Raw genomic sequence first — 24,647 nt, 5'->3', positions numbered from 1 at the left:
CATCTCTAACTGGCCCAAGTGTCGCATTACTAAATGGCTGCTATATCCATTGTTGTCACAATCGAGAATGGTCACGATTTGTGCCAGGCAGAAAGGTCACAACGGGTGGTGTGGTCTGGCACAGCTTAAGCGAGGCTGAGCGCCCGAAGACCCCACATATCGAAGGGCAGGGAAGCCTTGCGGGCGGGGTGGAATATTTACTTGGTTTCAAATTTCAATGAATAGACACTCAAGCCCTGAGAACGGACAAATTGATTTTTCTCATAGAATTCCAGCAAGTCTCCTGTCGACTGAGAAACAAGCCACGACGAGCAAAAGTTATTTTCTCGAGCAAGATCTTGAGTTGCTTCACGTAACACTATTAGTAATTGTGTTACGTGAAGCGGCTGGCATTATCCGAAACTGCATCATGCGAAAATTAAATTACCCTGATGCAGCTGGTCGCCCGCAGAACCGAATATTTTTAGGTGCAGCTTGGCGGTTAGCCGTTTCGGTGCGGATTGACGGCGATTTTGGCTGGTTGGCCGAAACGCCCCAACACAAACCACTTCAGAAGCGGCTCGAAATTACTTAAATAAACAGACCCACTTCTATAATAATTTGTAAGTACTTGAATAAATACGTTATTGACAGGGTTTTAGCAACCGAAGATCATGCATCATTTATGATTACTGGGAATTTTGCCAAATGGATACTAAATCGCTGCAGCACGCTCTAAACCGCCACGTCAAGCCCTCTCCAAACCTCATCGTTGATGGCTTGCTGGGTCCAAATACCAAAGCCGCGTTGAAATTGTTTCAAAGACAGTCAGGGCTCGTCCCTGACGGGATCCTTGGGCTCCGAACTTTGACAGCGCTCAATCACGTTTCTCATAACAAAGATGATAGCAAGGTAATATCGCGTATCGAACCCTCAAATGATGGTGACAATCCGGGATCTGAACACAAAATATGGCGCTTTGAAGGATTTGGAATCGACAGTGCAGACCTTAAGGAGACCCATCGGAATGTTCTCAGAGAAGAAGTTGTCCCATATGTGAAAAAACTGCCTCGAAAGCTTATCGTATTGGAGGGACATACTAGTCGTAGCGGAGATGCGGCCTACAATAAAGAGTTGTCGAAACGCCGTACTCTGAGCGTACGGAGATTTCTAACTGAGCACGGTGTTGCAGCGCACCGGTTTGGACACTTACCTTACGGTGAGAGTCGATCCAAAGCTTCGTCATCAGAGGCTTCGGCGGAACGCGCGGTTGTGCTCAGGCTGGCCGAACGCATTAAGCCGCCGCCGCCTCCACCAGAGCCGGTACCGTCCACACCAGGACTGCCGCCTTACATGGAACCTTGGCCAAGCATGCCGAAAATCGAGGACCCCGATTATGTCGATCTTCCAGTGCGTCGATTGTCCATATTTTACATTGTTCGCCAACGCGAAACTTCGACAGGCCAGAACGGCAAAAGCACTACCGTCACACATACACAGAGGCCAACCAAGCATTGCCGGACGTACTATTGTGCTGTGAAAAAAGGAGCAAAGCCAGTAGGGACAAAAACCGGTTCAACAACAACAACGCTGCTCTACTTTAGTAATCCGATTGATTTGTTTGTGAACCAACGCTGGATAGAAACAGCAGTGATTAGCTGGACCGACACGATTTATGATCCTCTGCCTCGAAGCATGCCAGGACCCTTTCCAAGCCCACCGATGTGGGGTGGCGCGGATATTATAAGTGGTTTGTACCACGGCAGCGCCCAAAACGTGTATCTGGATTAGGCGGTTAAGTCTTTTGATGGTTCTGTAGCATTAGCCGAGCTGATAGTGGGAAGACAAGTCTGCATGCCTCATTACGCTTGTTGTCACTATCTAGAATGGTCACAAAGGGCTGTGCAATGGGCAGGGCAGGAGCAAGGCTGACCGCCCGGAGACCCCACATATCGCAGGGCGGGGAAGCCTTACGGGGAGGAGGTGAAGAGTTCACCTCCCGACAGGGCCTGATGTAGAGTTGCAGGTTTTTTGAGACCTTGCCACGAAAATGATCTTCAAGCATTGACTTAAAAACGAACCGATCGGTTGTGGAAATATTTAGGCGTCCGAACACGCTCACACACTGCAAAATCCGCAGAAAACTGGATATAGAGTACCTTTAAGCGGGGTAATTCAACATCAGTTATTGCGGAATAGCTCGTGAAATCCGCAAGCTTTATTGCGGCGTTTGCGCACGATATAAATTGTTCGAACGGCTTTTCTTCCAAAAGTGTCGCGCTCCCGTCCATTCGTAGTTCTAAGGCTCTATATTTATAATATTTAGAAGTTACTTCTAGCAGTAATGAGGCTGATCGAAATAGTTTTTCTGGAGCATATTTCAAACGTTCACCGCTCTCTATTTTCAGCTCATCTTTGGTTTTGATCATCAGTGCATAGAGATGCGCTGCTTGAGTGTTAGCTTCATATGAAGAATTTGAAGGCGTTATTGAGTTTTGAGCCGATGCGGAGGTTGAAAGCACACATAACAGTAAGGTCAGAAAACGTCTCATTAATGCTGCCTAAATAGGTAAGAGCGATACACATTCCGCGAAGTGGCAGGATAACATTACAGCTTGAATGAGTCGGATAGTGGGCTCACCACCATTCAATTTGAACTATTCAGCAGCTTCAATTCGCTTCTGCGCTTTCCGCCGTTTTGCAACATAATTCGGATCATCAAACAAACTCGGTCGCCCCGGCGGCTTCCTTCCACGCCGCTTGTATCCGCCTTTCTCGCTGTTTGATTTGACCTTCGGCGGAGGCAGATTGGCCTCTTGCTGTTCCTTCACCCAGGCTAGAACGTCGCCCAAACGCTTGTTCTCGGTGACCGCCGCGTGTGACACGCGCTGATCCTTGTCGAAGATGCGGAACGGTAAGGAAACACCGTTCCAAAGTACCTCAAGACGACCGTCGGCAAACTCCCGGGTCTCGACATATTTGCCGGGCAGGGTGCGTGTTACCTTGGTCTCCTCCAGGATCAACCGCTTGCGCTCGTAAGAAACCGCAAGCTGTGCAGTTACATAACGTTTTTCCTTCCAGCACAGGATCTCCTGGAGCCGATCCGGTTCAACATTGAGCGTTCGATGAAGATTGTCTGACCGCGCCGGAACCTTGGAAAACTGCGCGTTGTAGCGCTCCATGAACTCCGGCAGGAAAGCGTTCGCAGCCTTGATCGTGCTGACTCTGGCAAGCCTCAGAGCCTTCACCAAACGGTCCTGCAGGGTGCGGTTGGCCCGCTCGACGCGGCCCTTCGCCTGGCTGGAATTAGCACACAGGATCTCGATATTCAGCTCAGCCAAGGCCCGGCCGAATTGGTTCATACCCTGGCCGCCTTTGGCGACCACGATACGAGCTTTCGTAATATTGGATGTACTCTGCCAGTTCAGGTGCGACGGGTATCTGCCTGATGCTATTTTCAGTCTTGATTTTCGGGCGTCGGGACCAACGAGGGTCTTCATCCTCGTATCTGGTGTCGACATTAAGCCAATGAACGATCTCGCCGGTTCCCGGATGAACCTGGTGCTTGATTGCACTAACGGGTTGAAGCAAGACCTCCGCTGTTCTCAGACCCTGATGAAGCATTGCGAGTACAATACAAAAATTCCGCCAACGTGCCTTTTCGGTCCGAAACGGATTGCGCGGGCTTTCCGGGTTCGCGACGTCGTAAAGTTCTTCGATCACGACCGACGGCAACGCCCGAAGGGCATGTGTACTTTTTTTCCTTAGGGGACGGCGAAAGGTTCTTCAGTTGTATGCCTAGGCGGACCAGTGATGCATGAGCAGATACGACCCGGGCGTCGTCTTTTTCAACTCCGATGCCGAGTTGCATTATGTCGAACAAGAACCGATTTGCACTGTTCCAACGCTGTGACGTGTCGATGCCGTACTGAATGGAACGATTGCGTTCTTCGTTGAAAAATCCGGAAGCGACGTTTTCAATCAGCGGAACGTTCAATTCGAACAGAAGACGATCGAGGCAGTCTTCGCCAATTTGGCGTTCGGCAGATCGGTAGAGGGCGTCAATAGCGGACAGATTCTTTCTCAATGTCCCGGATTGCAGATCCGCTCCGAAATGCGACGCCCAGACGGTGGCCCAATATCGTGGAAGACCCGTTTCATCGTTAAGGCAAGAGATGTCCGTGAGACGAGCCGAGAGGTCTTTGGTTTTGAGTGCGCTCACTGTCATGACCGGAATCATGAGACATGGCACCATTGTGTTCAAGTTCAAACTTTGGTTGGCCGGATCAACGTAGTGGTATTTGGTGCGCTGAGAACGGCCAAAAAGTATAGAGGCATGCACCACGTCTCAAACTTGGGGCTGTTCGCATAATTTGTATTATGGAATATTTTTGACCATTTGGACAAAAAATTGTCTGCAGTATCTCACTATCTGCGAAGGATGCGGACTGATTTGCGGGCTTTGATCGCCCTCACGAGTTCCGCCTGGACCTGTTTCGTAAACTTGATACTGAATGCTCCGATCTTGCCGCCCGGCTCGAAATAGTATGAATGCTCGGGAATGTCGGAGTTAAATTCGTCACAGATGACCCAAAGCCTTAATTGTTCATCGAGGCTGGCTCGCTTCTTCTCCATTTGAGGCACTTCAACGAAATGGGATCCAGGGACCGGTTCCTTTGAGGTAACCGGCACAAGGATCACTTCGGTCAGGTTGTCTTGCTTGCGATTGATGAGAGCCAGTGCACACGGCCTGACCTTTCGGCCTTCGGTCTCTCCGTGGTCTGCCTGCCAAGCCCAGAGATAAGGATATTCCCAAAGGTCTCCGACTTTCGGAGTGCCTTTTGGATCAGTCATTCTCTATGCTGTCGTTCAATGCGGAAACCAGTTCGCTAGCGTCGGCATCTGACAGCTCCGATACGTGGACAGACTTTCTAGTCTCTCTCTTTTGCTGTAATCGCTCGAATTCCTCAGCTGAAAGCATCACGAAGCGAGATTTGCCGTGCCGTTGAATGGCGACGGGCTCTTGTGCCGCGGCGGCAAGAACATCACCGGTCTTGTTAGCCAGTTCGGTTGAGCTGAATGCACGCATGGCAAGCTCCTATAATATTTAGATAATATCACCATATTAGCTAAAATGGGTAAAAGCAATATTTTTCAAAACTCAATAGGAGCTCCATTCCGATAGGAGGCCGTTTTAGTTAACCTGCCGTTCGCTTTGACCGGTTTGAACTGGCGCTATGCGGACATTCCTGACTTTAGACTAGGATCACAAACAACCGCTCTATCGAGAATAGCGGATATTCAAAGCTGATCGCCGAAGCCCAAAAAATAAGAATACACCGTTCGGTAGGTTAGGGCATCCGAGTTGGATGCCCTGAAGGTTCTGGAACTTAGCTGCTTTCCAGTGCGGCCAGCAATTGACCAAGGTTATGCTCGAACATAGCGAGGTAGCTGGTTGCCGGTCCGCCACGCTCGGAGAGCGCATCAGAGAAAAGCTGACCACCGATTTTCAGGCCGGTTTCATCCGCGATTTGCTGGACAAGGGCCGGGCTAGTGATGTTCTCCACAAACAAGGCTGCAACACCATCTTCACGAATCTGCGTGATCAGTGATGCGAGCTCTTGAGCCGAGGGTTCGGCTTCGGTGTCGATCCCAATTGGCGCGACGAAGTTCATGCCATATGCATCGGCGAGATAGCCGAACGCATCATGGGCGGTGACCACTGTCCGACGATCTTCGGGGAGTGCTGCTAGGCGTTGCAGCGTTTCTGCGTGCAGTGCGTAGAGTGTTGAGATGTAGGAAGCTGCATTCGCCTGAAACTCTGTCGCGTGATCCGGCATCGCTTCTGACATGGCGTCTGCGATGTTCTGGACGTAGATCACACCGTTGGTCAGCGCATTCCAGGCGTGAGGGTCAATCTCACCTTCGACTAGAACCGCTGTTATGCCTTCTGTGGCGACATACACGGTCCCCTTTGTACCGGATTCTGCGATCAGTGTGTCCGACCAGGTCTCAAAGCCCATTCCGTTGACGAAGATGACATCGGCTTCGGCCACAGAGCGAGCATCTGCAACTGAAGGCTGGTAGACGTGTGCGTCAGCATCGGGTCCTACAATGGTTGTAACTTCGACATGGTCACCCACCACCTGCTCAACCATATCACCGAGGATCGAGAAGCTGGCAACGACCTTGATGTCGTGCGCAAATGCTGGGAAGGCCGTAAGGGCAGCAATAAGCCCCGCTGCAAGAGTGGTCTTGAAGTTCATTGAAGTTTCTCTTCTTTTGAGGTCTGCGCAAGGGATAGTGATGTTTGGCCGGACGGTTTGCGCCGCCGTCCCCCAAAACCCAAGGGCCCCAGAAGGACCGAAATCAGAAAGAATCCACCAGCCGTGAGTACGATGGCGGGGCCGGAGGGCGTTTCCGGAAAAAGATAGGAAAGAGTCAAGCCGACCCAACAACTCGCGAGTGCAAAGAAGAAAGATAGACCAAGCTGCCCGGTGATCGTGCTTGACCAATATCGTGCTGACGTTGCGGGAAGAATCATCAAGCCGACAGCCATTAAAGTGCCCAGTGTTTTGAACGCAGCCAGCAGGTTCAGCACAAGCAGCAGCATGAAGGCTTGCTCGATCAGCCAAGGCCGTTTGGTCTGTGCCTCAAAAAAGGTCGGGTCACATGTGCTGATGATCAAGGGACGCAGCAGAACGGCGAAGGACACGAGTGTGACGGTCGCCACGCCACCGACGAGGATCATAGACGCGTCGTCGATGCCGAGGATGGACCCAAAAAGGAAACTCTTCAGAGGAACTGCCGATCCAGCGGCCGAGAGGATGAAAATACCGGCTGCCAAAGCGATCAGGTAAATGGATGCGAGGCTCGCATCGCTTCTGAGGATTGTTTTGCGCGCTAACAAGGCCGTCAAGGCAGCCGCCACAACCCCGGCGACAAGTCCGCCGACAAGCAGTGACGTCACCGACAGCCCGGCGACGACAAATCCGATCACGACACCTGGTGTTATGGCATGGGCCATGGCTTCCCCAGCCAGTGAAAGCCTGCGCAAAACCAGGAAAGCGCCAACGGGAGCGACTGAAGCCGAAAGAGCGGTAGTAGCGACGAACGCGCGTTGCATGAAGGCAAAGCTCCACATCTCAGAGAAAAGCTCAAACACGCACTGCATCCTCTCGAGAGGCGCGGAACATCCAAGATGCCTGGCTTTTGGAGAGATAGTTTTGCGCGACAAGCCGTTCTGGCGTCAGGATCGCATCGACTGAACCATGACAGGCTTCGCCATTCCCAAGGAGCAATGCGTTGTCGCAGTGATCCAGAACCGATGACAGATCATGGACCACCAACACAACAGCACGGCCTTCGTATCGCCAGCGGTCGATGAGCGTCAAAAGATGTGCTTCTGTGGTCTGGTCTACAGCGGCAAATGGTTCATCGAGTAGGATGAGAGGGGCGTTTTGCATGATCACACGCGCGAAAAGCGCACGTTGTAGTTGCCCCCCTGACAGCGTGTGCAAAGACCGATCTGCGATATCAAGCACGCCTGCCGCATCTAGTGCCGATGAGACTTTGGCGTTGGTATCGCGATCCAAGCGACCGCCAAGTCCAAAGCCTTTCCAAGCCCCCATCGCCACCAGATCCCGCACCCGCAATGGAAAGAGGCGATCAAATTCAGTCATTTGGGCCAGATACCCGATCTCTTTCGGCTGCTCGTTTGGCCAATGGAACTTGCCAGACAAAGGGCTGATCAAGCCCAGAAGCATCTTCATGAAAGTGCTTTTGCCAGAGCCGTTCGCACCCAGAATCGCAAGCGTCGAGCAACGCTCTACGTCCATCGACAATCCTCGGAACAGCGTCAGTTCAGGATAGCCAAGCGCAAGATCGCGGATTTCCAGAACCGCCGACATTTAAAGCACCGCCGAGATGCACAGCCAAAGCAAAAAAGACACAGCTAGGGCAGAGCCGATCAAAGAGACGGTGCTCAAATTGGTGAGACAGAAGCTTTTCCGGTATGGCGTTAGCTCCGGCTGGTCTGGTTCGTTTGCCTCGCGCATCGCGGCCTCCGCTTCAGCGGGGGCAATGAGATACGTCGATGTAGGTACGCAGTCGCGTCGAACATGTTTGCCTCTCTCCAGGACACCCCGCCTGGGTCAGTTAAACTCGCGATGGCAGGTCTCCTGACTTGCGGATCGTCGCTCTCCCGAACCTTCCCAGGCGGATGCCCAGTGGTCTTTGTCGGGGTCGCTCACCGCTCACAGTTGCGGGGGCAGTCACGGATTTAGCGCCTTTTGGCTACACCTCACCGTGTTCCCATTTCATCTCGCCGACTCAACGATCATTGAGAACCATCAAATGTAATTAACGCTTTCCGGGTGAAATGGTCAATGATCAGTCTCGCCGAATTGGAATGTCTGGTTTTCTGCTACTGCGAGCCATTTGTGCAGAATGCAGCATTGGGCAAAATGGGCTCAAAGCTGCCATTCGTGCACCGCGCAGCATTTGGTAAAATGGGCTCACTGCGAGCTTTCGTTGCGACCCGTACGAATGGCAGTATTCCTTGTCGCACGATCCTGGCCCTCCGCGCCGTAGCAGACCTAACCTTACTTTGCCATTTGATGCCTATCGCGAGTATCTCGCGACCTGGACACGCACTACATTATCAACGGCTCGGCCAGGATATGGGTTACGGTGGTTATTTTTGGGGCTGCTTTGCGATGCGCGATGACCCGTAGTTCAACAGTGACGCCTTCAGTTGCGAAACCGGCAACTTCAATAGCTGTCCACGCCGGATAAGGCTCAGACATTCTTTGTGCCCAGATTGCCCGGAACGTGGATAGGTATTCGCGCAGACCCACGTGATAGCGCGTGACTTCCACCACATGGGCTGCGCTCAGTCCTGCTTCAATCAATACGTCGAACACCTGGTCAAGCGCAGTGTTTATTTGCGTGGCGACATCTGCCCAAACCTTGCCGTCCAATCCGGCACCATTGAACCCGGTTAGAAACACAAATCCGCCAATTTCCGACCCGGGCGCCATCTTCCAGTCCTGATAAAGTTTAGACATGTGTGGGGGAAAGGATATGCCACCGAGGCAGCAACCCGGTGGCATATCCTTTCCCCCACACATCGCGTTTGAATGCCCACTCAATCTCTTTGCCCGGCCAACCTGGAGGGAACCAAGCTCCCGCTCTACCTACTCACTGGCCAGTTGCTTTCTCTACTACAGAAAAATTGCTGTACCCTTGGACACTCCATGCGCCGGCAAAAAGGCACAAGTTCCGCCATGCCCCAGCGGTGTCCTGTGGTCCACCGATAAACCGGGTCACTTCGGCATCAGAAAGAAAGGCGGTCCAAGCTGAAAAATCCGATGCATTCGGACGTCTAAGGAGAAGACGCTCCGTTTCTAGCATGTTGTGCCTCTCAATGGTTGTTGGTGGGCAGCCCATACTCTCGGGACAAGACAGGTCGATGACAGTGTCGGCGGGTCGTCGTCATCGCATGCCATGTGATTGGCGGTCCTCGCCCAGTAGCCATCGGCAAACTCGCTGTTATGCCAGGTAGTTGCGTTCCTTAAAACTCAAATGGGAGAAGGTTCTGCTCAAAACACGGCTCTCGAAACTCAGGCAACTTAGCGCTTTTGTTGCGGTTCGGGATAGAAAGTGCCCCACTTACAAATTGTGTTGTCACTAGCGAGAATTGTCGCGATTTCTGCCAACCAGAAAAGTCACCAACCGGACAAATAGTGTAGGGCGATCAGCCGGCATCGGGCCGGCTGAATGAAAGATTGCAAGGCCTGAAAAAGGGGTGGGTGCTGAGATTCAACGTCGACGAAGTGAGACAATGTTCGCTTTCAACAAGCTCCGTTGGAGACTAGATTAAATGCATGCGTGTTTCTGACGGATGCATTTCTATTCGACCTTTGGGCGTCGAAGACAAGGCAAATTACTGCCACTTTTTGTCGGATCTTAGAGTATCGGGTTCGCTCAGAGGAGAAATTCGCCCAGGATCTGGGATCAGGCTCTTGTCAGACTGCTCGATCGAAGAGCTTCATGAGAAGTTTGAACAATCTCTTGAAAACCACATAGGACGAACACCTTGCCTTTTTGGAGTCGAACTCGTTGTCGCAAATAGTCTTATTGGATCAATCGGTTCTTATGAGATTGACGCGAGCCGGATGGGCTTGAGTTATTGGCTCGGTGCGCCCTTTCAAGGCAAAGGATACGGCACAAGGCTGCTGAATTTATATCGAGACGCATCGCTTCGGCATTTCAAACGACGTCAGTTAATCGCAGACGTTGCCGACGATAACTTGACTTCAATCGCCGCTTTAAGGAAAGCTGGCTTTCGGGACGTTGCAGGAGCCAAAGACCCAGGTTTCACATCTCTGCCTGGCCGTAAAATCCTCGAATGGTCGCTCCGAAATCAGCATTAAAAGTATCAACCTATTCGATTCCTCCTATGCGCTCGCTTGGAGTGTCGGCAGTTAGAGGGAAATGAAGCTGTCATTTCAGAGCCGTAGAGCACCACTTTTCTGCCGACTCTCGATATTTTGGCGAGGATGGTTTGGACAAGGCCGCCCTTTAGAACGGCCCTGTTCCTTGGCTTCACACGATCATAGACAATTGTTCTGCGGGAATGTCGCTTAGAGCGCGCTGCATCGCCGGCCGCGCCATCATTCGGCTCAGATAGTCCGAGACCTTGGATGGGTAGGTCGTTCCAGTGCATACCGCTGCGAACATCAGGGCGTAGCCGGTCGAGATGTCGGCAGCACTAAAACCGCGGTCCAGAATAAACTCACGATCTTGCAATCGCGCCTCCAACATTGCGACCGCTTTTTCGACCTGATACCGACAGTACGCGTCGAATTCCTCAGATACCTTGTAGGGATCGACCTGCGCAGCATGACCAAATGAGACAGCGATGTAACCGGACATACCGCTTTCACCAAGGTGCAACCATTGAAGATACGTGGCGTATTCAGGGTCGTCCGAAGGAATATCCAACTCGGTTGGGCCATAGCGGTTCATGACGTATTGCATGATCGCGACCGACTCAATGATTAACGTTTCACCGTCGTAAAAAGCTGGAACCTTGCCCATGGGGTTGATTTTCCGGAACTCCTCAGAAGCGAAATACTCCCCGTCATAGGCCAATGTTTTCAATTCATAGGGAACTCCCATTTCCTCCATGAGCCATCGAGCGCGGACGGAACGTGTCCCGGGAGTATGAAACAGTGTGAGTGTCATGGCGTTGTCCTTTTGGGCCTAGCAGAAAGTCAAATTCCGTTGGGGGCCAGGAGAACCTTGCCGGAACGGCCGCCCGCGACAGTGTGGGCAAGAGCGTCGGTGATTTGATCGAGCGTAAAGATCTTGTCGATTGGCGCATTCAGCTGGCCGCTGAGAACAAGCTCGGTCAGTTCGCCATAGACACGTTTGATTTCGTCCGGACCTGCATTGGTAAACCAGTTAACCAGCCAGAAGCCTCGAACGGAGACGTTGTTAAAAATAATGTTGCCATCTGGAATGATGAGTGGCTCGCCAGACATACCGCCGTAACTTACAGCTGTGCCCCCATGTGCGAGAGTTGCAATCAGGCGGCCAAATGCGTCTCCGGCGACAGCATCGATGGCAAGTACCGGTGCTTTGTCGAGTTCAGCTTCCACGCGTTCAGCAAGGTCAGGGCCGTCGACGAAAGCGGCATCGCAACCGGCATCCTTCACATCCGGAATTGCTGTTTCACGCCGGACGACGGACGCTACGTTGATACCACGTGACTTTGCGAGCTGTGTTACATATCGGCCGACAGCAGAGTTTGCCGCGCTTTGAATGATCCAGTCGCCCTCTTTCAAGTCGACATACTCTGTGAGCAGTAGGTAAGCGGTTGCCGGATTGACCGTCAGCATGGCGAGCTGATCGATATCTGCCCGCGGAACCGGAACCAATACCTCTGTCGGGAATACACGCTCGCTCGCCCACGCGCCGGGAGGGTCAGCAAGCAGCACAAGCGTTCCGATTTCGTGACCGTCTCCGTTGACTTCAACAACTTCGCCGATCCCTTCCATGCCAGCGGCCGCAGGCATGTCTGGCTGGATCCCGTATTGGCCCGCGATCTGTACGATATCAGAGGGATTGATTGGGGAGCGGAGGATTTTGACCCGCGATTGGCCTGGCTCCAGCGCTTGTGGCTCTGCGTCTATGATCTCAATGACCTCGGCCGCGTTTCCATGTTGTCTGTAGATTGCTTTTTTCATTCTTCAATCCTCGTGCTTAGAGGTTCCGATAAGGATACAAGGCGTTAATGAATAACGTTCACTAGTGGCTATATGGCGCGAGGACTTGCGCTGTCAACACTAGTGAATATAATTCATTTATGAAAAATCGAAGAAATCCATCGAAACGAACACGTGACCCAGAGAGCAAGCGCGCAGCTTTGCATAAAGCTGCGCTGCATCAGTTCACTCATCGGGGTTATGAGCATGTCTCGATTGCCAGCATCGCGAAAGACGCAAACATCGCTGTTGGCACCGTCTATCGGTTCTACGAAAACAAGATCTCTCTGCTTAGAGCAATGCTCCGAGAGATTGAGGACGAGTTTGTCGACCGCATGAGGTCTGATTGGAATGCGGGCGGTAAATACCCGCAGCGTCTTGATCGGATCTGTGAAGGACTATTTGATGTTGCCAAGGATCGAAGTGAGTTGTTGCGGCTCTTCTCGATGACAACAGACGTGGTCTACGAAGACGGCTATTTACCTGGAGAGCTCATACAGAGCCAGATCAAAGACATGTATCTGGAGGCTATGAATGAGGGGGTCTTTCGCGAAGGCGACGTTGAAATGATGGCGGCCATGGCTCATGGCCTTGTGGAGGGGGCGATGATGCGTTGGATGCGCATGGGAGCTCCAACAGCGACAAATGTCGATAAGGAACTGGCCTCCGTGATGAAGTCCGGATTTCTGACTTAACGATCAGCGCGGTTCTTTTGAGATAAACACATTTTACCTGGCCTGATTTTGCCTACCTAGCCTGGATCGCAGAGCAAAGCGCATGCGGGCAGCTTTGTAACTGCCCGCATGCGATTGTCTATGCGGCCTGAAGCGCTTTCTGATTGTGATCAGGTGCAGGTTGTGGGGCTGGCCTCTTTTTGTCTGAGAACATTAGCCGGTAGAACACAGGTGTAGCGATCAGTGTGAGGATTGTAGCAAAAGCCAATCCCGCCATGATTGTGACCGACATGGAGACAAAAAACGCATCTCCCAGCAAGGGCACCATTCCCAAAATGGTTGTTGCGGCGGCCAGCATGACCGGGCGGAGGCGCGATTTTGATGCCGAAATGATCGCTTCTTCCAATGGAAGTCCTTCAGCTTTTACCAGGTCAATTTCTTCAACCAGAACGATGCCGTTTTTGATCAACATCCCAGAAAGACTCAAGAGACCCAAAAGCGCTGTAAAGCTGAAGGGCAGGTTCGTTGCCAGAAGTCCGATTACAGCGCCATTTGCCGCCATCGGTACCAGCAACCAGATGATCAACGGTTGCCTCAGCGCGTTGAAGAGCATGATCGAGATCATAACCATCATGATAATTGCAAACGGAAGCTGGTTCGCCAAACTGGTGTTTGCTTCGAGCGTATCCTCATATTCACCGCCCCAGGCTATGTTGTATCCAGCAGGCAGGGTGATTTCTTCAACGTTGCCTCGGATCTCTGCAAGAACCTCTGCTGCTGATATGCCCTGATGAATTGTCCCTGAAACAGTCAGGGTTGGGACGCGGTCACGTCTTTGATAAAGGGTGTCTTCGGGCTCAACCCGCATGCCTTCGATGACTTGTTCCATCGGGATCAGGGTTTGGGTGCTCGGCGAATAGACCAGATGATCCACGAGCCCAATTTCTTGATCTCTTGGCGCGCGAACATAGATGGGGATCTGCCGTTCATCTTCCCGGTACAGCCCCGCAAGAACGCCATCTGTCGCAAATCGCATTGTATCTGCGATGTTTTCACGGGTGATGCCGACAGCCTGAGCACGTTCTTCTGCATAAACAGGTGTAACAACGAGCTCACGTTCTCCCCAATTGGTTCGCAAGGCTGTAAAGTTGCCAGAGCTTGAGCGCATTCTGGCCTCAACTTCCAGGCTAAGGCTGCGCAGCACATCAGGATCTGGACCAGAAATGCGCAGCTGAATTGGATCACCTTCGCCTGGCCCGAACGCCAGTTGCTTCGCTGTAAACTCTCCGATCGGCAATGCGCTTGATGCGAACACGCTCAATTCGCCCATAAGTGCCGGTATTTTGAGCACGTCATCGACCCTTACGATCAAATGGCCATAAGTCTCATTTGCCTTGGCCGTCGGATAGGTGAGCATAAAGCGCAGAGCACCGTCACCAACGTAAGCCGTGTAAGACACAACGTCGTCTTGTTCCGCGAGCCACGATTCAAGGACTTCTATGTCACGATCTGTTTCTTCAATTGAAGCACCTTGTGGCAATTTGTAGTTTACGAAAAACAAGGGGTTGTTTGAGTAGGGAAAGAACTGCTCTTTGACGTTTGCAAATCCTGCAAAACAGGCAAAGGTAATGGCGAACAGACCGACGGCAACCAGCCACCGGGTGCGCAACGCGCCTTTTAGAATTGCCCCATATCCTCTGAAGATCAGTCCATTATAGGCTTCGCCCGCGCCTTCCTTGCCCTGCTTGAAAACATAGTGACCAAGAAGCGGGGTTACTGTCAGAGCAAGACCCCACGACAGCAGGAGCGAAATGCCAACGACCGCGAACAGGGAGAACATGAATTCGCCTGTCGAATCTGGGCTGAGACCGATTGGTGCAAACGCCAGCGCACCAATCACAGTGGCTCCCAGGAGTGGAATTTGTGTCTTGGATGCGGCTTCTGTGGCGGCGTCGCGCGAAGACTTTCCACTCTTCATGGCCGATTGCATGCCCTCCGCCACAACGATGGCATTGTCGACAAGCATTCCCATGGCGATGATCAGAGCACCAAGAGAGATCCGTTCCATCTCGATCGAGAACAGAAGCATGAACAAAAGGGTGCCAAGTACAGTTAGGAACAGCGTTGTGCCAACGGTGAGCGCCGCTCTCGGTCCCATGAAGATCGCAAGGACGATCACGACGATTGCAACAGACATTGCCAGGTTCACAAGGAACGCGTTGGACGCCTCGTCGACCACCTTGTGCTGTTCGTAGATCGGGAGCAAGTTCACTCCGGCAGGCATTTGCGACATGATTTCCGCAAACCGCGCATCAACACGTTCACCAACTGCGACAATGTTTTCTGTTTCCAGCCCTGCGATTCCGATCGTAAACGCTTCAGCTTGATTGTGGCGGATCAATAAAGAAGGATCGTCAGTACGTTGACGTGAGACATTTGCCAAATCCGCGATGTTGATCACTTGTCCGTCTAGGCCGACTGACAGTCCGGCGATTTCCCCGACGCTATCCGTGCCTGCCGCAATCCGCAGTTCCGTGTTTCCAAATTCACCAGCATCGACGACAGAATTGGAGTTTGAGATAACCTCCAGGAAGGCCTCTACTGGAATGTTCTGGTTCGCCAGTATGGCAAGATCCGGCTCCACATAGATGACCTCTTGCGGCAAGCCGGAGAGTTCGACATCCGCAACACCATCAACGGCCAAAATTTCTCTTCGCAAGTAGCGGGCGAGGTCATGCTTTTCCTGATCGCTGAAACCTTCTGTTGTGACAGCGTAATACATCCCGAAAACATCGCCGAATGTGTCGTTGACGACAGGTTTTGTGGCCCCGCGAGGCAATGACAAGGCAGCATCGCGCACGCGGGCGCGCAGTTTTGTCCATATTGCCGGAAGCTCTGATCCATCGATTGTATCTTCGATCTCGATTTCGATCAGTGACAGGCCAGGTGTGTTGCGGGAAGTAATCTGACCTACCTCGCCCATCTTCTGGATGGCGCTTTCCAATGGTTCCGTCACTTCACGGGCCACTTCCTCAGCAGACGCGCCAGGATACCCTGTTGCAACAACGGCGACCTTGATTGTGAATGCTGGATCCTCAAGGCGCCCAAGAGAGAAGAACGAACCGATACCGCCAAACAGAAACGTAAGGATCAGCATCCACGTAAAAATGGGTTTGTCGATACTGAAGCGAGCAATGTCCATCGGTCTTTCCTCAGTTAAAATCAGCTACAAATCGGCGGATAGCCTGGCCGTCTTGCAGGGTATTCACCCCACCGACGACAATCTCCGTACCTGCAGGAAGGGGTGGTGTGATTGCGATTGCACCCGATGAGGCGACTGATAGGTCAACGGGCGTTTGAGAAACGGTGAGATTCTCATTCTCACCGTGCACCAGGAACACGGAAGTTTTGCCCTTTGGATCCACGGCGATCGCGGATGGATGAATTTCAAGGCCTTCAGATTGATCGAGAAAGACTGCTGTAACCGTAACTGATGCTCCTGGAAGTAGCAGGCGCGTGTTCGGAATTTGCATGGTCAAGGTTACCCGAAAAGTCTGGCCGACTTGGGAGGTTTCCGCATTCACTTCTTTGAACGTCAACGGATAGGTCGCGTTGCTACCAGGAAGCTGAGCGTGAAGCCGCATCTTTGGATTTTCACCCAGGTTTTGGATGAGCACCTCGGACACTTCGATATCCACGCGAACCTCGGATAGGTCGTGTAGCCGTACGATTTGTGTGCCGGCAGCAACCGTTGAAAAGTTGGAAACGCTGCGGGAGGCCACAACGGCGTCAAAAGGTGCGGTCAGGATTGTTTGCTCCAGAGAATACTCTGCGTTTTCCAAAACGGCACGCGCCATTTCCACATTCGTGCGAGCGTCCTGAACCTGGACCTCGCTGATCGTTTTTCCCTTGAGTTTTTCGTAGCGGGCAAGTTTCCGCTCTTCCTGCGTCAATGCCAGCTTTGCGCGATCGACTTCGATCTGGAATGGGCGCCTGTCGAGTTTAGCCAGAATGCTCCCTTTCGGGATGACATCGCCTTCCGGCGCGTTTAGTTCCACTACCCGGCCAGCGACTTGGAAGCCTAGATCCACAGATTGGCTCGCAGAAATCTCGCCGAAGAATGTGCGTGTAATGCCTTCTGAAATCTCAGGCGTGACCATCGTTTTCACCAGTACCGGTTCGTCACTTGCATGGGCTTGGGGGTGTTGCAAGCCGAGCATAATTGCAGAAGCGAGAACGAGAGCTTTTCCGCTTTTGAGCGCCAAGCGCCCGATCCATTTCCTGCTCATTTGATTCTTCTCAATGCTCCTGATTTGAGTTCTCCGGTGTTTGACCGGCATGAGTGAAGCGGTGGTATCAAATGTCTTGTGTGTCATGGGGGCTCCGTATCGCGCCTGCAATGTGAAACTTTTTCAGATATAAGCTGGGCGGCGGATACCTTCAAGATAAAAACAGAAAAAAATTCAGATTCATGTTTGAGCGTTGAAAGACTCGAAAGTTCATTGCGAGTGCACGACGTCAACCACGAGAGCTAAGTGATTTTCAGATAGTTTAATAAAAACAATAAATTAAAATGGATTGTAGAGTGGGGGAGTACATTCACTCGCGATTTCAAAAGAGAAAAAATTTTCACATTTATCGATATTGCAGCAGAATTTCGATTGAAAGTATCCCCTGTCGCCTGTATATATGAAAAAGTCTCATATTGGAATTCAGGCATGTCTACACAGGTTAAAGACCAAGTTCGCGAACCGGTCCAAGTCCGCAGTCAGAAGCGGGTGGCTATGATTTTGGAAGCTGCACGTTCCATTATCGAAGAAAAGGGGGCGGCCGGTTTGAAGATGAGTGATGTCGCTGATCGCGCAAACATCTCAATAGGATCGATTTACCAGTATTTCCCAAACAAGAGCGCCATTGTCGCAGCTCTTGCCGAACGGGTTTTGGAAGCGAACACGGCCAAAAACGAAAAAATCCTGGCAGAGCCCCCGTCGTCTCTCGTGCAGCTATCTCATGTAACTACTGAACTCTTGGATCAGTACTACGCGCTTATGCGCGAAGATCCTGTCTTTCGTGACATTTTGACAGGTTATGCCTCTGACAAGGAATTCCTTGCGACAGAACAGGACGACACGGTCGCCAACCGTGACCACATCTTTGCGATGTCCAAGCATCTGTTTCGGGAAGAAGAGTATGATCGTGCAAAATTGGCTCTGCTGCTCATTATTTCGTTTGGCGGGGCAGCTGCGGTGATTGCTTCACAGCAAGATGCCGAAGCCGGCAAAACTGCGATGTCTGAGGCCAAAGCCATGCTTTATGCTGCATGGGAGGTCTCTATTTTGCCCCTTGGGATAAAGCGTTAGAGCAGACAGGTGAGTGAGCCGGAGTCTTCGCGAACCAAGACCGGAACGACCAGCTAACAGCACATTCTTTAGCCCAGAAACAACTCGTCAAAAACTGAAACGAGGATGCCTCTTGTGACGGGCGTCTTCCAAGGCACCGTGAGGTCAAGTCAAAGCCATGGCTTACAGTATCGGCTTATGGGCGCGGTGGAGTGCCGTCTCGATTGTGTTTGCTCTGTTGAGTGCATGTGGCAGCGTTCCCGACAGCTTCAACCTGTCTGACTTTGAAACGCATGAAGTCGCCTCCGTGACAGAGGTTTTCGTCGCGACAACAAGAAAACCGTCTGATGATGCAAAACGGATGTTTTCAGATAGCCGTTCAAGTGTCCTGAATTTTGCTGAGCTGCAGGTTGGTATACCGGACACTCACCGACCTGGACGCGTAGAAAGCTCAAGACGCTCGCCAGATCCCAAACGGCATTTTACACTTACCGGCAGGCAGAACATCGAAAACTCTACACAATTCAGGGGTAGATTGAACGATGCATTGAAGCAGTTGCCGACAGATAAGCGTGAGCTACTAATTTTCGTACATGGGTTCAACAACAACTTTGCCAGTGGTGTGTTTAGACATGCTCAAATGGCTCATGATTTTGGAGTGCCCGCTGTCGCCTTGCACTATTCATGGCCATCTGCCGGGCGGACTGATGGATATGTTTACGACAGAGATAGTGCAATTTTTGCAAGAGAAGGCTTGGCAGAAGCGCTTGAGCTCGCTGCATCTACGAACGCGACCAACATAACTCTGCTGGCCCATTCAATGGGTTCCCTTTTGACACTGGAAGCTCTCAACGTGCTCGCGCTTTCAAGGGATATCAAAACGCTCCGTAGCATTGATACAGTTATTCTTGCAGCGCCTGACGTTGATATTGATGTTTTTGATGCGAAATTTGCTGCATTGCATAAGCTTGAAACCAACGAGTTCGTCATTCTCGTTTCTGGAAACGATGGGGCTCTCGGCCTTTCGAGTACATTGCGCGGTGGCCATCCGCGTGTTGGACAGGGCAGAAACAACGCGGCTCTTCAAGAAAAAGGGATCGTGGTATTGGATGTGTCAAAGATTGATGGCGGAGGTCATAGCACATTCGCAGCTTCGCCTAAGCTTATCAAGTTGATAGAAAGCGGCGCGCTTGAAGAAACAATCAGCTCTTCGCAAACAAACACTGCAACCTCAGTGATCGTGGACAGTGCAGGCGATGCTGGTTCGTTGCTGGTTCTGTTGCCGAAAAAAGTCTTTTCCAGGCGGTAGAGTTCAAGGCTTTTGTGCTTTTGCTTCATGACGAACAGTCGGGTATGTCCCCGATAACACTGGTTTATACAGCAGACGATGCCAGCCCGTGATGCTGACAAAAGGCGGAAGATTCCATCCCGCACCGGCAGAAGGTCGGGTAGCACTCCAATTGTCAAAAGGGCTCATCGCGTAACTTGTGGAGTTTCAGGTCGCAGGTCACACTCGCTCAACTTCTTGTCAAAGCAGTTTCTTGCACGGGAACAATCCCCAAATAAAGTTTGCGGCAGCGTACACAATTGCGATGCGGCGCACTCGAACCCAACGAATCGGATTGACCTATGACTACAAAGACCCACTCTGAATTCAAACGGAAGTCGCTGCCTCCCTTCACGATCTCAACCCTCGTTACTGTGTTACTTGCTGGCGCCACTGCCACTACCGCTTTCGACTTTTTTGGTAAAAGTCTTAGCCCGATGCTCGGCTTTGCTACACTTTCACCTGTGCCGTTGGCCAACAGCGTCATAAGAGTAGTAACTGGTGACGCCTGGGCTCCGGGCGCAAATTTTCTGCACTATTTTGCGGGTGTTGTTGCCTATCCTTCTGGTTGGATACTAGTTGCCCGCCCAATGAGTGAGCGAATAACTCCAATACTGCCTTGGATAGTAACTTCCGCGCTTTACGGCATTGTGCTTTGGGTGTTTGCACTCTACTTCATGGCACACCTCGTAGCTGGCAATCCGCCTTTCTTGAATTTTAGCGGCATCACTTGGGTGGCACTTGTCGGACACGTCTTGTTCGCCGTTGTTGCCGCATGGGTGATAAATTGGAGAGAAACCTCGTGATCAACCGACTTGAGTTCGCCAATTCGCCTGTTAGTGCGTGACGGGGCTACGATCCATCTGGATTACGGTTTCGGTAGCCGGCGGGCGATAGTCGAAACACTAAATCGGACATGGCATTTAAAACCGGGTGCAGGCATTGACGGCCCGTTGCTGAGGTTCATCTTGCGTTAGCGCGCGGTTTTGCAGTCTTGCGAACGAGACATTCGCTGCGCTTGCGAAAACGAGTTCAGTCTGTATTCGCAGTATGCGGGACAAATCGCCATTTCACTGCAGTTGCGTCAATGTCGGTTTACATGTGGAGCATTGGGCAAGAGTAGTTGTATTTACACCTTTGGCGGCAGCGAAACGGCAGCGTGGACCCTGTCGGGATCATTATAAAAGGGGTCCGTACCAACCGGCTGAAAAACGATTTCTCTATCGGCCAAACCTGTCGGGTTCGTAGCGACCCGCCAATACTCGTTGGCGATTTCTTCCGGATCGAATGGCCCACCTGGCTCAACGATCCCGCAAATTGCCAAAACAGCCACATGAACACCTTTTGGCGATAACTCCTTGAACAAAGAGATTGCCAAACTGCGCAGCGCCGCCTTGCCCAATGCCAAAGAAGTCCATTCCGGGAAAGGCTCAAGTGACAACCCACCGCCTGTAAACAAAATCGAGCCTTGGCGACGTTCAATCATTCCTGGCGCCACAATGGAAACAGCTCGGTGCGCGCCGAGCAAGTTTACCTCAAGTTCGGCTGCGATTTGCTCTGTCGATACGTCCAAGGCGTTGCCAGGCTTCAGTACGGCAGCGTTGTAGATTAACACATCGCAAGCGCCCATCTGGCCTATAAGTGCTTCCATTGCCCCTACCAGTTCGGTCGCCTGTCCTGCATCTGCTGTTGCAACGAAAGCTTTAACTCCATCTGAAGCTAGATCTGCAGCGAGACGCTGGAGATTTGTTGCATTTCGTGAGATTAGCCCGACCCGATAGCCAGCTGTACCAAACCGTTTTGCAACAGCTCGGCTGACGCCTTCTCCCGCTCCAACAATCAAGCAATTCTTCATGGATGGCTCACAAATAAAGACCGTTCGAGTATACTTAGCGGACCTTGGTGCACAATGAACCATTGGTCAAAATGGGCTCAAAGCAGCCAAAGCATTAACCACCAACTTCATTTGTCATCATCTGTTCGAATGTCACGAGTGTTATCGAGTGGAGGGACCGGTCCGGGGAACTGCTATGTCCGCTTCAAACCTACCCATGATCATACCTTCAAAGAAGGCTCGGAACCATGGCTGCATCATCGGCCAAAAACGGCCTCTTCTTCCAAAGCACGCTTGGGCTACCCAACGAAATCAAACGTGCGAAGAGCATAGATTTAGTCTTCTTAGTCCTAACACTGTGGCTAAGAAGCTCAGTTTGTTGCACGTCTGCGTTACGCCTCTCCAAACGGGTCCTACCTTCGCAATTGATCTCAAGCCTCGTTGCGACCAATGCCGAGCGGGCAATCACATGAAGCATATCAGGCCCCTTCTTTGACTGACGCTTCAACACCTCGCGCTTTCCTCAGACCTGCGATGGTTATGCGGTAAATTTTATAGGTTTTGCGTATTGGCACTCACTAAGATAAGCCATCAAGGTCGCTTGATTGGTCTTTTCCTGCACCGATCCGCGAGAGTTTGCTTAACGATGACTCGAGCACAATGGTAAAGCCAGCGCCAATAATCAAACCAGCGAATAGCAAAATCACGTCATTCCAAAATCGCCCGTAAGGTGACTCAACAACGGCGCGAAAGGGCGTTGGACTATCGAAAGCGTATGTGATGACTGGTGTTTCACCGCGAAAGGCCTGAAGTAAGAATTCAGTTGAATTCACTCTTCCAGTGGTCTCTAGGATAGGTGTATCGACTGGCACAGTCAGATATACCGGCACATAGTTTGGCGTCGATCTGATAGGATCGTTGTCCGAACCGTCAACACCGATACCAACAGTGGTCTGAATTACAAGTCGACCGCGGTCGAGTGGGCGAGCGAGACCCGCCTTGTAAACTATCGTCGCTGGGTCATCGGTAGTGATGCCGACATCCCTTTCAAAGTCGATCTCAAATACATTACCCTGAAAGCCATCGCTGCGTTTAGCCGCGGTATGGATAGCGCTTTTTCCTTGAGATGCTTCGATTTTGATCGAAAAGGGCTCAGAAGCTCGAAAATAGTCATAAGAGCATAGTCCGCCCGAATAGCTGCGTGAACCAAAGGGCTGCAAAAGGAATTTTAACTGCCAGCCTTCATCTGTTTGCTCGACCCGCAGGTTGGGCGAATAACTATCGGAAAAAGGATTTTTTTCTGCGTCGCAAGATAGCGCCACATAAAGCTGCGGTATTTGCGGGCGTGCAAAAAAGACTGGATTGGTCCAAAGCGTTGCCGATAGGCCGAGCATCAGCAAGACCACCCCTACATATAGTTTTTTGGACATACCCATGACCTTTCAAAACGCTGTCGCTGAGACTGATCTCTCTAATAACAGCAGATCATGAATGGGATTTTGCACTTTTTATGCGACCGCTTCGCTCAGTTCAGAGCGTGCCCAATAAAGCAGCACCAAATTGCACAAGACCTGCGGATCCTTACCTGTATCGTACGTCGGTGAAGAAAGTGTCCAGCGTCCGTTACGCATCGGTCAATATTTTGACAGTTCAGCTCTCCCAAACTCTCTAGGGTTCCTAGTGACGAATAGCTTGCCTACTGCTTGATTGGTTTTTTGGAAATCTCGAGAAAAATTTCTGAATGCCGCAAAGGATCGAATCAATCACCTCCATAGGGCAATGTAAATTGATAACAGAAAGAGATGTAATATCTAAATTTAATCATGAGCTACACTTCTAAATCTAATTTAGATGATAAACGCAAGCAAAAACTCGAACAATTGACCGAAATCGAAAGCCTAATCTTGATTTCTTAAGCGTCGATCCATGTAGTTTAGCGAACTGGTTGTTGGGCGGGAGTTAAAATGTGCAGGCGTGATTTGTGTCGCAAAAGTCATAAAGTTCTCTGCGCAAAGTGGAGCCATAAAGCGCTACTGAGGCAGAGATGATGATCTATTACAAAGAGTGGCATTTGGCTTTCTCCAACACATCCAAGGTCGTTTTCAGCTATTTTTTGATATGTGCCGCTTTACCAACTCCTGCCTTGGCTCAGCAGGGCCAACCTCCGGCAGTCATCGTTTCCAATCCTGTTGCCGAAATGGTCTTTGACTGGGACGAATACACAGGCCGCTTCCAGGCGGTTCAAACCGTTGACTTGCAAGCCCGCGTGACCGGTTATCTTGCAGCCATCCACTTTGAAGACGGACAACTTGTCGAGCAAAATCAACTCCTCTACACGATCGATCAGCGTCCGTTTCAACTGGCCGTCAAACAGGCACAGGCGCGTCTGCAAGCGGCGGAGGCAACACGTGACCTTGCATTGCTTGAGTTCGAGCGTGCGAGGGAGTTGTTCAATCGAAACGTTGGGCCGCAAAGCGAGGAACAACGAACGTCAGCCGCCTATCAGGAAGCTCTGGCAAACGTTGCGCTGTCCGAAGCGGAGCTCGAAGTTGCGCAACTCGATCTGGAGTTCACGCAAATCCGTTCGCCGATCAACGGTCGCATTGCGGAAACACAGATCGATATCGGTGACCTCGTGATTGGTGGGCCATCAGGCGTGACGGCTCTCACGACGATCGTCAGCGTTGATCCGATCGAATTCGTTTTCACCGCGTCCGAGGCTGATTTCCTCAAATACGCGCGCCTGAATGAGACGGGCGAACGGGGGACGTCAAGAACGACACCCAATCCGATTTTCGTGCGGCTACAGGACGAAACCGCATTCACTCGAGGCGGTGCCATGGACTTCGTGGACAACCGGCTCGATCCGAACTCCGGAACCATTCTTGGCCGGGCCGTGTTCGAAAATCCGGAAGGCTTCCTGCAGCCCGGCCTGTTCGGTCGCGCCCGTTTATTGGGGTCGGGAGAATTCGAGGCACTGCTGATACCGGACTCCGCGATCGTCGCCGATCAGGCGCGTTCCATCATTTACGTCGTCAACGAAAACAATGTCGTCGAAACACGCCAGGTCGTCAGAGGTGAAATCTGGTCCGGCCTGCGGATCATCCGGTCCGGACTAAATGCCGAAGACAACGTTGTCATTTCGGGTCTGCAACGGGTGCGGCCAGGCAGTCAGGTTGCCCCGGTGCTTGAGCAGATTGCGCTTCCGGCAGCGGAGTAGTC

General features: G+C 51.6%; 22 protein-coding genes, 1 pseudogene and 1 riboswitch. Of the genes and pseudogenes, 7 read left to right on the top strand and 16 right to left on the bottom strand.

The window, feature by feature from the left end; genetic code table 11:
* Window positions 1-687 precede the first annotated feature (687 nt).
* A complete protein-coding gene (locus ABVF61_RS31035; RefSeq protein WP_353997486.1) occupies window positions 688-1,770 on the top strand; it encodes an OmpA family protein in 1,083 nt (360 codons plus the stop codon).
* A gap of 278 nt (window positions 1,771-2,048) precedes the next feature.
* On the opposite strand, the gene ABVF61_RS31030 is transcribed toward ABVF61_RS31035, so the two are convergent.
* The 10 genes and pseudogenes from ABVF61_RS31030 to ABVF61_RS30985 form a co-directional block, all read right to left on the bottom strand.
* Window positions 2,049-2,531: a hypothetical protein gene (locus ABVF61_RS31030; RefSeq protein WP_353997485.1), complete on the bottom strand. Its 483-nt coding sequence runs from the start codon at window positions 2,529-2,531 to the stop codon at window positions 2,049-2,051.
* A 105-nt stretch (window positions 2,532-2,636) separates the two neighbouring features.
* Window positions 2,637-3,359: pseudogene (locus ABVF61_RS31025) on the bottom strand (transposase family protein); the annotation flags it as partial.
* A 194-nt stretch (window positions 3,360-3,553) separates the two neighbouring features.
* Complete coding sequence (locus ABVF61_RS31020) at window positions 3,554-4,219, bottom strand: hypothetical protein (RefSeq protein ID WP_353997484.1); 666 nt, start codon at window positions 4,217-4,219, stop codon at window positions 3,554-3,556.
* A 188-nt stretch (window positions 4,220-4,407) separates the two neighbouring features.
* Complete coding sequence (locus tag ABVF61_RS31015; RefSeq protein ID WP_353997483.1) at window positions 4,408-4,833, bottom strand: hypothetical protein; 426 nt, start codon at window positions 4,831-4,833, stop codon at window positions 4,408-4,410.
* The gene (locus ABVF61_RS31010) at window positions 4,826-5,068 is read right to left on the bottom strand and encodes a type II toxin-antitoxin system Phd/YefM family antitoxin (protein ID WP_353997482.1); all 243 of its coding nucleotides are present in this window, start codon (window positions 5,066-5,068) and stop codon (window positions 4,826-4,828) included. Before ABVF61_RS31010 ends, ABVF61_RS31015 begins: the two co-directional genes overlap by 8 nt.
* Before the next feature lie 301 nt (window positions 5,069-5,369).
* Entirely contained in the window at window positions 5,370-6,245 is an 876-nt protein-coding gene (locus tag ABVF61_RS31005) for a metal ABC transporter solute-binding protein, Zn/Mn family (protein ID WP_353997481.1), read from the bottom strand.
* Window positions 6,242-7,144, bottom strand: coding sequence for a metal ABC transporter permease (locus ABVF61_RS31000; protein WP_353997480.1), 903 nt, complete (start codon window positions 7,142-7,144; stop codon window positions 6,242-6,244). Before ABVF61_RS31000 ends, ABVF61_RS31005 begins: the two co-directional genes overlap by 4 nt.
* Window positions 7,137-7,889, bottom strand: coding sequence for a metal ABC transporter ATP-binding protein (locus ABVF61_RS30995; RefSeq protein ID WP_353997479.1), 753 nt, complete (start codon window positions 7,887-7,889; stop codon window positions 7,137-7,139). Before ABVF61_RS30995 ends, ABVF61_RS31000 begins: the two co-directional genes overlap by 8 nt.
* 243 nt (window positions 7,890-8,132) lie before the next feature.
* A riboswitch (cobalamin riboswitch) is annotated at window positions 8,133-8,347 on the bottom strand.
* A 286-nt stretch (window positions 8,348-8,633) separates the two neighbouring features.
* Complete coding sequence (locus tag ABVF61_RS30990) at window positions 8,634-9,020, bottom strand: Rid family hydrolase (protein WP_353997478.1); 387 nt, start codon at window positions 9,018-9,020, stop codon at window positions 8,634-8,636.
* Between the two features lie 160 nt (window positions 9,021-9,180).
* On the bottom strand, window positions 9,181-9,393 hold the full coding sequence (locus ABVF61_RS30985; protein ID WP_353997477.1) for a GNAT family N-acetyltransferase: 213 nt from the start codon (window positions 9,391-9,393) through the stop codon (window positions 9,181-9,183).
* A 473-nt stretch (window positions 9,394-9,866) separates the two neighbouring features.
* Here ABVF61_RS30985 and ABVF61_RS30980 point away from each other — a divergent pair, with 473 nt between their 5' ends.
* Complete coding sequence (locus ABVF61_RS30980) at window positions 9,867-10,415, top strand: GNAT family N-acetyltransferase (RefSeq protein WP_353997476.1); 549 nt, start codon at window positions 9,867-9,869, stop codon at window positions 10,413-10,415.
* A 172-nt stretch (window positions 10,416-10,587) separates the two neighbouring features.
* Here ABVF61_RS30980 and ABVF61_RS30975 read toward each other — a convergent pair whose 3' ends face one another.
* Both ABVF61_RS30975 and ABVF61_RS30970 read right to left on the bottom strand, forming a co-directional pair.
* Complete coding sequence (locus ABVF61_RS30975) at window positions 10,588-11,229, bottom strand: glutathione S-transferase family protein (RefSeq protein ID WP_353997475.1); 642 nt, start codon at window positions 11,227-11,229, stop codon at window positions 10,588-10,590.
* A 29-nt stretch (window positions 11,230-11,258) separates the two neighbouring features.
* Window positions 11,259-12,233 (bottom strand): zinc-dependent alcohol dehydrogenase family protein, encoded by a 975-nt coding sequence (locus tag ABVF61_RS30970; protein WP_353997474.1) that lies wholly within the window; start codon window positions 12,231-12,233, stop codon window positions 11,259-11,261.
* Window positions 12,234-12,412: 179 nt separating this feature from the next.
* Here ABVF61_RS30970 and ABVF61_RS30965 point away from each other — a divergent pair, with 179 nt between their 5' ends.
* Window positions 12,413-12,946, top strand: coding sequence for a TetR/AcrR family transcriptional regulator (locus tag ABVF61_RS30965; protein ID WP_353997473.1), 534 nt, complete (start codon window positions 12,413-12,415; stop codon window positions 12,944-12,946).
* 118 nt (window positions 12,947-13,064) lie between these two features.
* Here ABVF61_RS30965 and ABVF61_RS30960 read toward each other — a convergent pair whose 3' ends face one another.
* Together ABVF61_RS30960 and ABVF61_RS30955 are read right to left on the bottom strand one after the other, a co-directional pair.
* Entirely contained in the window at window positions 13,065-16,127 is a 3,063-nt protein-coding gene (locus tag ABVF61_RS30960; RefSeq protein ID WP_353997472.1) for an efflux RND transporter permease subunit, read from the bottom strand.
* A 10-nt stretch (window positions 16,128-16,137) separates the two neighbouring features.
* On the bottom strand, window positions 16,138-17,301 hold the full coding sequence (locus tag ABVF61_RS30955; protein ID WP_353997471.1) for an efflux RND transporter periplasmic adaptor subunit: 1,164 nt from the start codon (window positions 17,299-17,301) through the stop codon (window positions 16,138-16,140).
* A 342-nt stretch (window positions 17,302-17,643) separates the two neighbouring features.
* Here ABVF61_RS30955 and ABVF61_RS30950 point away from each other — a divergent pair, with 342 nt between their 5' ends.
* The 3 genes from ABVF61_RS30950 (at window position 17,644) to ABVF61_RS30940 (ending at window position 20,397) form a co-directional block, all read left to right on the top strand.
* Window positions 17,644-18,285 carry a TetR/AcrR family transcriptional regulator gene (locus ABVF61_RS30950; RefSeq protein WP_353997470.1) on the top strand — a complete coding sequence of 214 codons (642 nt, stop codon included), beginning with the start codon at window positions 17,644-17,646 and terminating at the stop codon, window positions 18,283-18,285.
* A 157-nt stretch (window positions 18,286-18,442) separates the two neighbouring features.
* Window positions 18,443-19,573 (top strand): alpha/beta hydrolase, encoded by a 1,131-nt coding sequence (locus ABVF61_RS30945; protein ID WP_353997469.1) that lies wholly within the window; start codon window positions 18,443-18,445, stop codon window positions 19,571-19,573.
* A gap of 320 nt (window positions 19,574-19,893) precedes the next feature.
* Window positions 19,894-20,397 (top strand): hypothetical protein, encoded by a 504-nt coding sequence (locus tag ABVF61_RS30940; RefSeq protein ID WP_353997468.1) that lies wholly within the window; start codon window positions 19,894-19,896, stop codon window positions 20,395-20,397.
* A gap of 323 nt (window positions 20,398-20,720) precedes the next feature.
* Here the strand turns inward: ABVF61_RS30940 and ABVF61_RS30935 are convergent, their stop codons facing one another.
* Together ABVF61_RS30935 and ABVF61_RS30930 are read right to left on the bottom strand one after the other, a co-directional pair.
* Complete coding sequence (locus ABVF61_RS30935) at window positions 20,721-21,446, bottom strand: SDR family NAD(P)-dependent oxidoreductase (RefSeq protein ID WP_353997467.1); 726 nt, start codon at window positions 21,444-21,446, stop codon at window positions 20,721-20,723.
* A gap of 557 nt (window positions 21,447-22,003) precedes the next feature.
* Window positions 22,004-22,855, bottom strand: coding sequence for a hypothetical protein (locus ABVF61_RS30930; RefSeq protein ID WP_353997466.1), 852 nt, complete (start codon window positions 22,853-22,855; stop codon window positions 22,004-22,006).
* 614 nt (window positions 22,856-23,469) lie between these two features.
* Here ABVF61_RS30930 and ABVF61_RS30925 point away from each other — a divergent pair.
* The gene (locus ABVF61_RS30925; RefSeq protein ID WP_353997465.1) at window positions 23,470-24,645 is read left to right on the top strand and encodes an efflux RND transporter periplasmic adaptor subunit; all 1,176 of its coding nucleotides are present in this window, start codon (window positions 23,470-23,472) and stop codon (window positions 24,643-24,645) included.
* Window positions 24,646-24,647: the final 2 nt, after the last annotated feature.

This window comes from Roseibium sp. HPY-6, assembly GCF_040530035.1.
Taxonomy (GTDB): domain Bacteria; phylum Pseudomonadota; class Alphaproteobacteria; order Rhizobiales; family Stappiaceae; genus Roseibium.
This window is presented reverse-complemented; position numbering and strand designations above follow the sequence as displayed.

What these genes read in the sequence shown, in the direction of transcription:
- ABVF61_RS31035 (WP_353997486.1), top strand. Translation starts at nt 688, where the DNA reads ATGGATACTAAATCGCTGCAGCACGCTCTAAACCGCCACGTCAAGCCC.
- ABVF61_RS31030 (WP_353997485.1), bottom strand. Translation starts at nt 2,531, where the DNA reads ATGAGACGTTTTCTGACCTTACTGTTATGTGTGCTTTCAACCTCCGCA.
- ABVF61_RS31020 (WP_353997484.1), bottom strand. Translation starts at nt 4,219, where the DNA reads ATGATTCCGGTCATGACAGTGAGCGCACTCAAAACCAAAGACCTCTCG.
- ABVF61_RS31015 (WP_353997483.1), bottom strand. Translation starts at nt 4,833, where the DNA reads ATGACTGATCCAAAAGGCACTCCGAAAGTCGGAGACCTTTGGGAATAT.
- ABVF61_RS31010 (WP_353997482.1), bottom strand. Translation starts at nt 5,068, where the DNA reads ATGCGTGCATTCAGCTCAACCGAACTGGCTAACAAGACCGGTGATGTT.
- ABVF61_RS31005 (WP_353997481.1), bottom strand. Translation starts at nt 6,245, where the DNA reads ATGAACTTCAAGACCACTCTTGCAGCGGGGCTTATTGCTGCCCTTACG.
- ABVF61_RS30995 (WP_353997479.1), bottom strand. Translation starts at nt 7,889, where the DNA reads ATGTCGGCGGTTCTGGAAATCCGCGATCTTGCGCTTGGCTATCCTGAA.
- ABVF61_RS30990 (WP_353997478.1), bottom strand. Translation starts at nt 9,020, where the DNA reads ATGGCGCCCGGGTCGGAAATTGGCGGATTTGTGTTTCTAACCGGGTTC.
- ABVF61_RS30985 (WP_353997477.1), bottom strand. Translation starts at nt 9,393, where the DNA reads ATGCTAGAAACGGAGCGTCTTCTCCTTAGACGTCCGAATGCATCGGAT.
- ABVF61_RS30980 (WP_353997476.1), top strand. Translation starts at nt 9,867, where the DNA reads ATGCGTGTTTCTGACGGATGCATTTCTATTCGACCTTTGGGCGTCGAA.
- ABVF61_RS30975 (WP_353997475.1), bottom strand. Translation starts at nt 11,229, where the DNA reads ATGACACTCACACTGTTTCATACTCCCGGGACACGTTCCGTCCGCGCT.
- ABVF61_RS30970 (WP_353997474.1), bottom strand. Translation starts at nt 12,233, where the DNA reads ATGAAAAAAGCAATCTACAGACAACATGGAAACGCGGCCGAGGTCATT.
- ABVF61_RS30960 (WP_353997472.1), bottom strand. Translation starts at nt 16,127, where the DNA reads ATGGACATTGCTCGCTTCAGTATCGACAAACCCATTTTTACGTGGATG.
- ABVF61_RS30955 (WP_353997471.1), bottom strand. Translation starts at nt 17,301, where the DNA reads ATGACACACAAGACATTTGATACCACCGCTTCACTCATGCCGGTCAAA.
- ABVF61_RS30950 (WP_353997470.1), top strand. Translation starts at nt 17,644, where the DNA reads ATGTCTACACAGGTTAAAGACCAAGTTCGCGAACCGGTCCAAGTCCGC.
- ABVF61_RS30945 (WP_353997469.1), top strand. Translation starts at nt 18,443, where the DNA reads ATGGCTTACAGTATCGGCTTATGGGCGCGGTGGAGTGCCGTCTCGATT.
- ABVF61_RS30940 (WP_353997468.1), top strand. Translation starts at nt 19,894, where the DNA reads ATGACTACAAAGACCCACTCTGAATTCAAACGGAAGTCGCTGCCTCCC.
- ABVF61_RS30935 (WP_353997467.1), bottom strand. Translation starts at nt 21,446, where the DNA reads ATGAAGAATTGCTTGATTGTTGGAGCGGGAGAAGGCGTCAGCCGAGCT.
- ABVF61_RS30930 (WP_353997466.1), bottom strand. Translation starts at nt 22,855, where the DNA reads ATGTCCAAAAAACTATATGTAGGGGTGGTCTTGCTGATGCTCGGCCTA.
- ABVF61_RS30925 (WP_353997465.1), top strand. Translation starts at nt 23,470, where the DNA reads ATGATGATCTATTACAAAGAGTGGCATTTGGCTTTCTCCAACACATCC.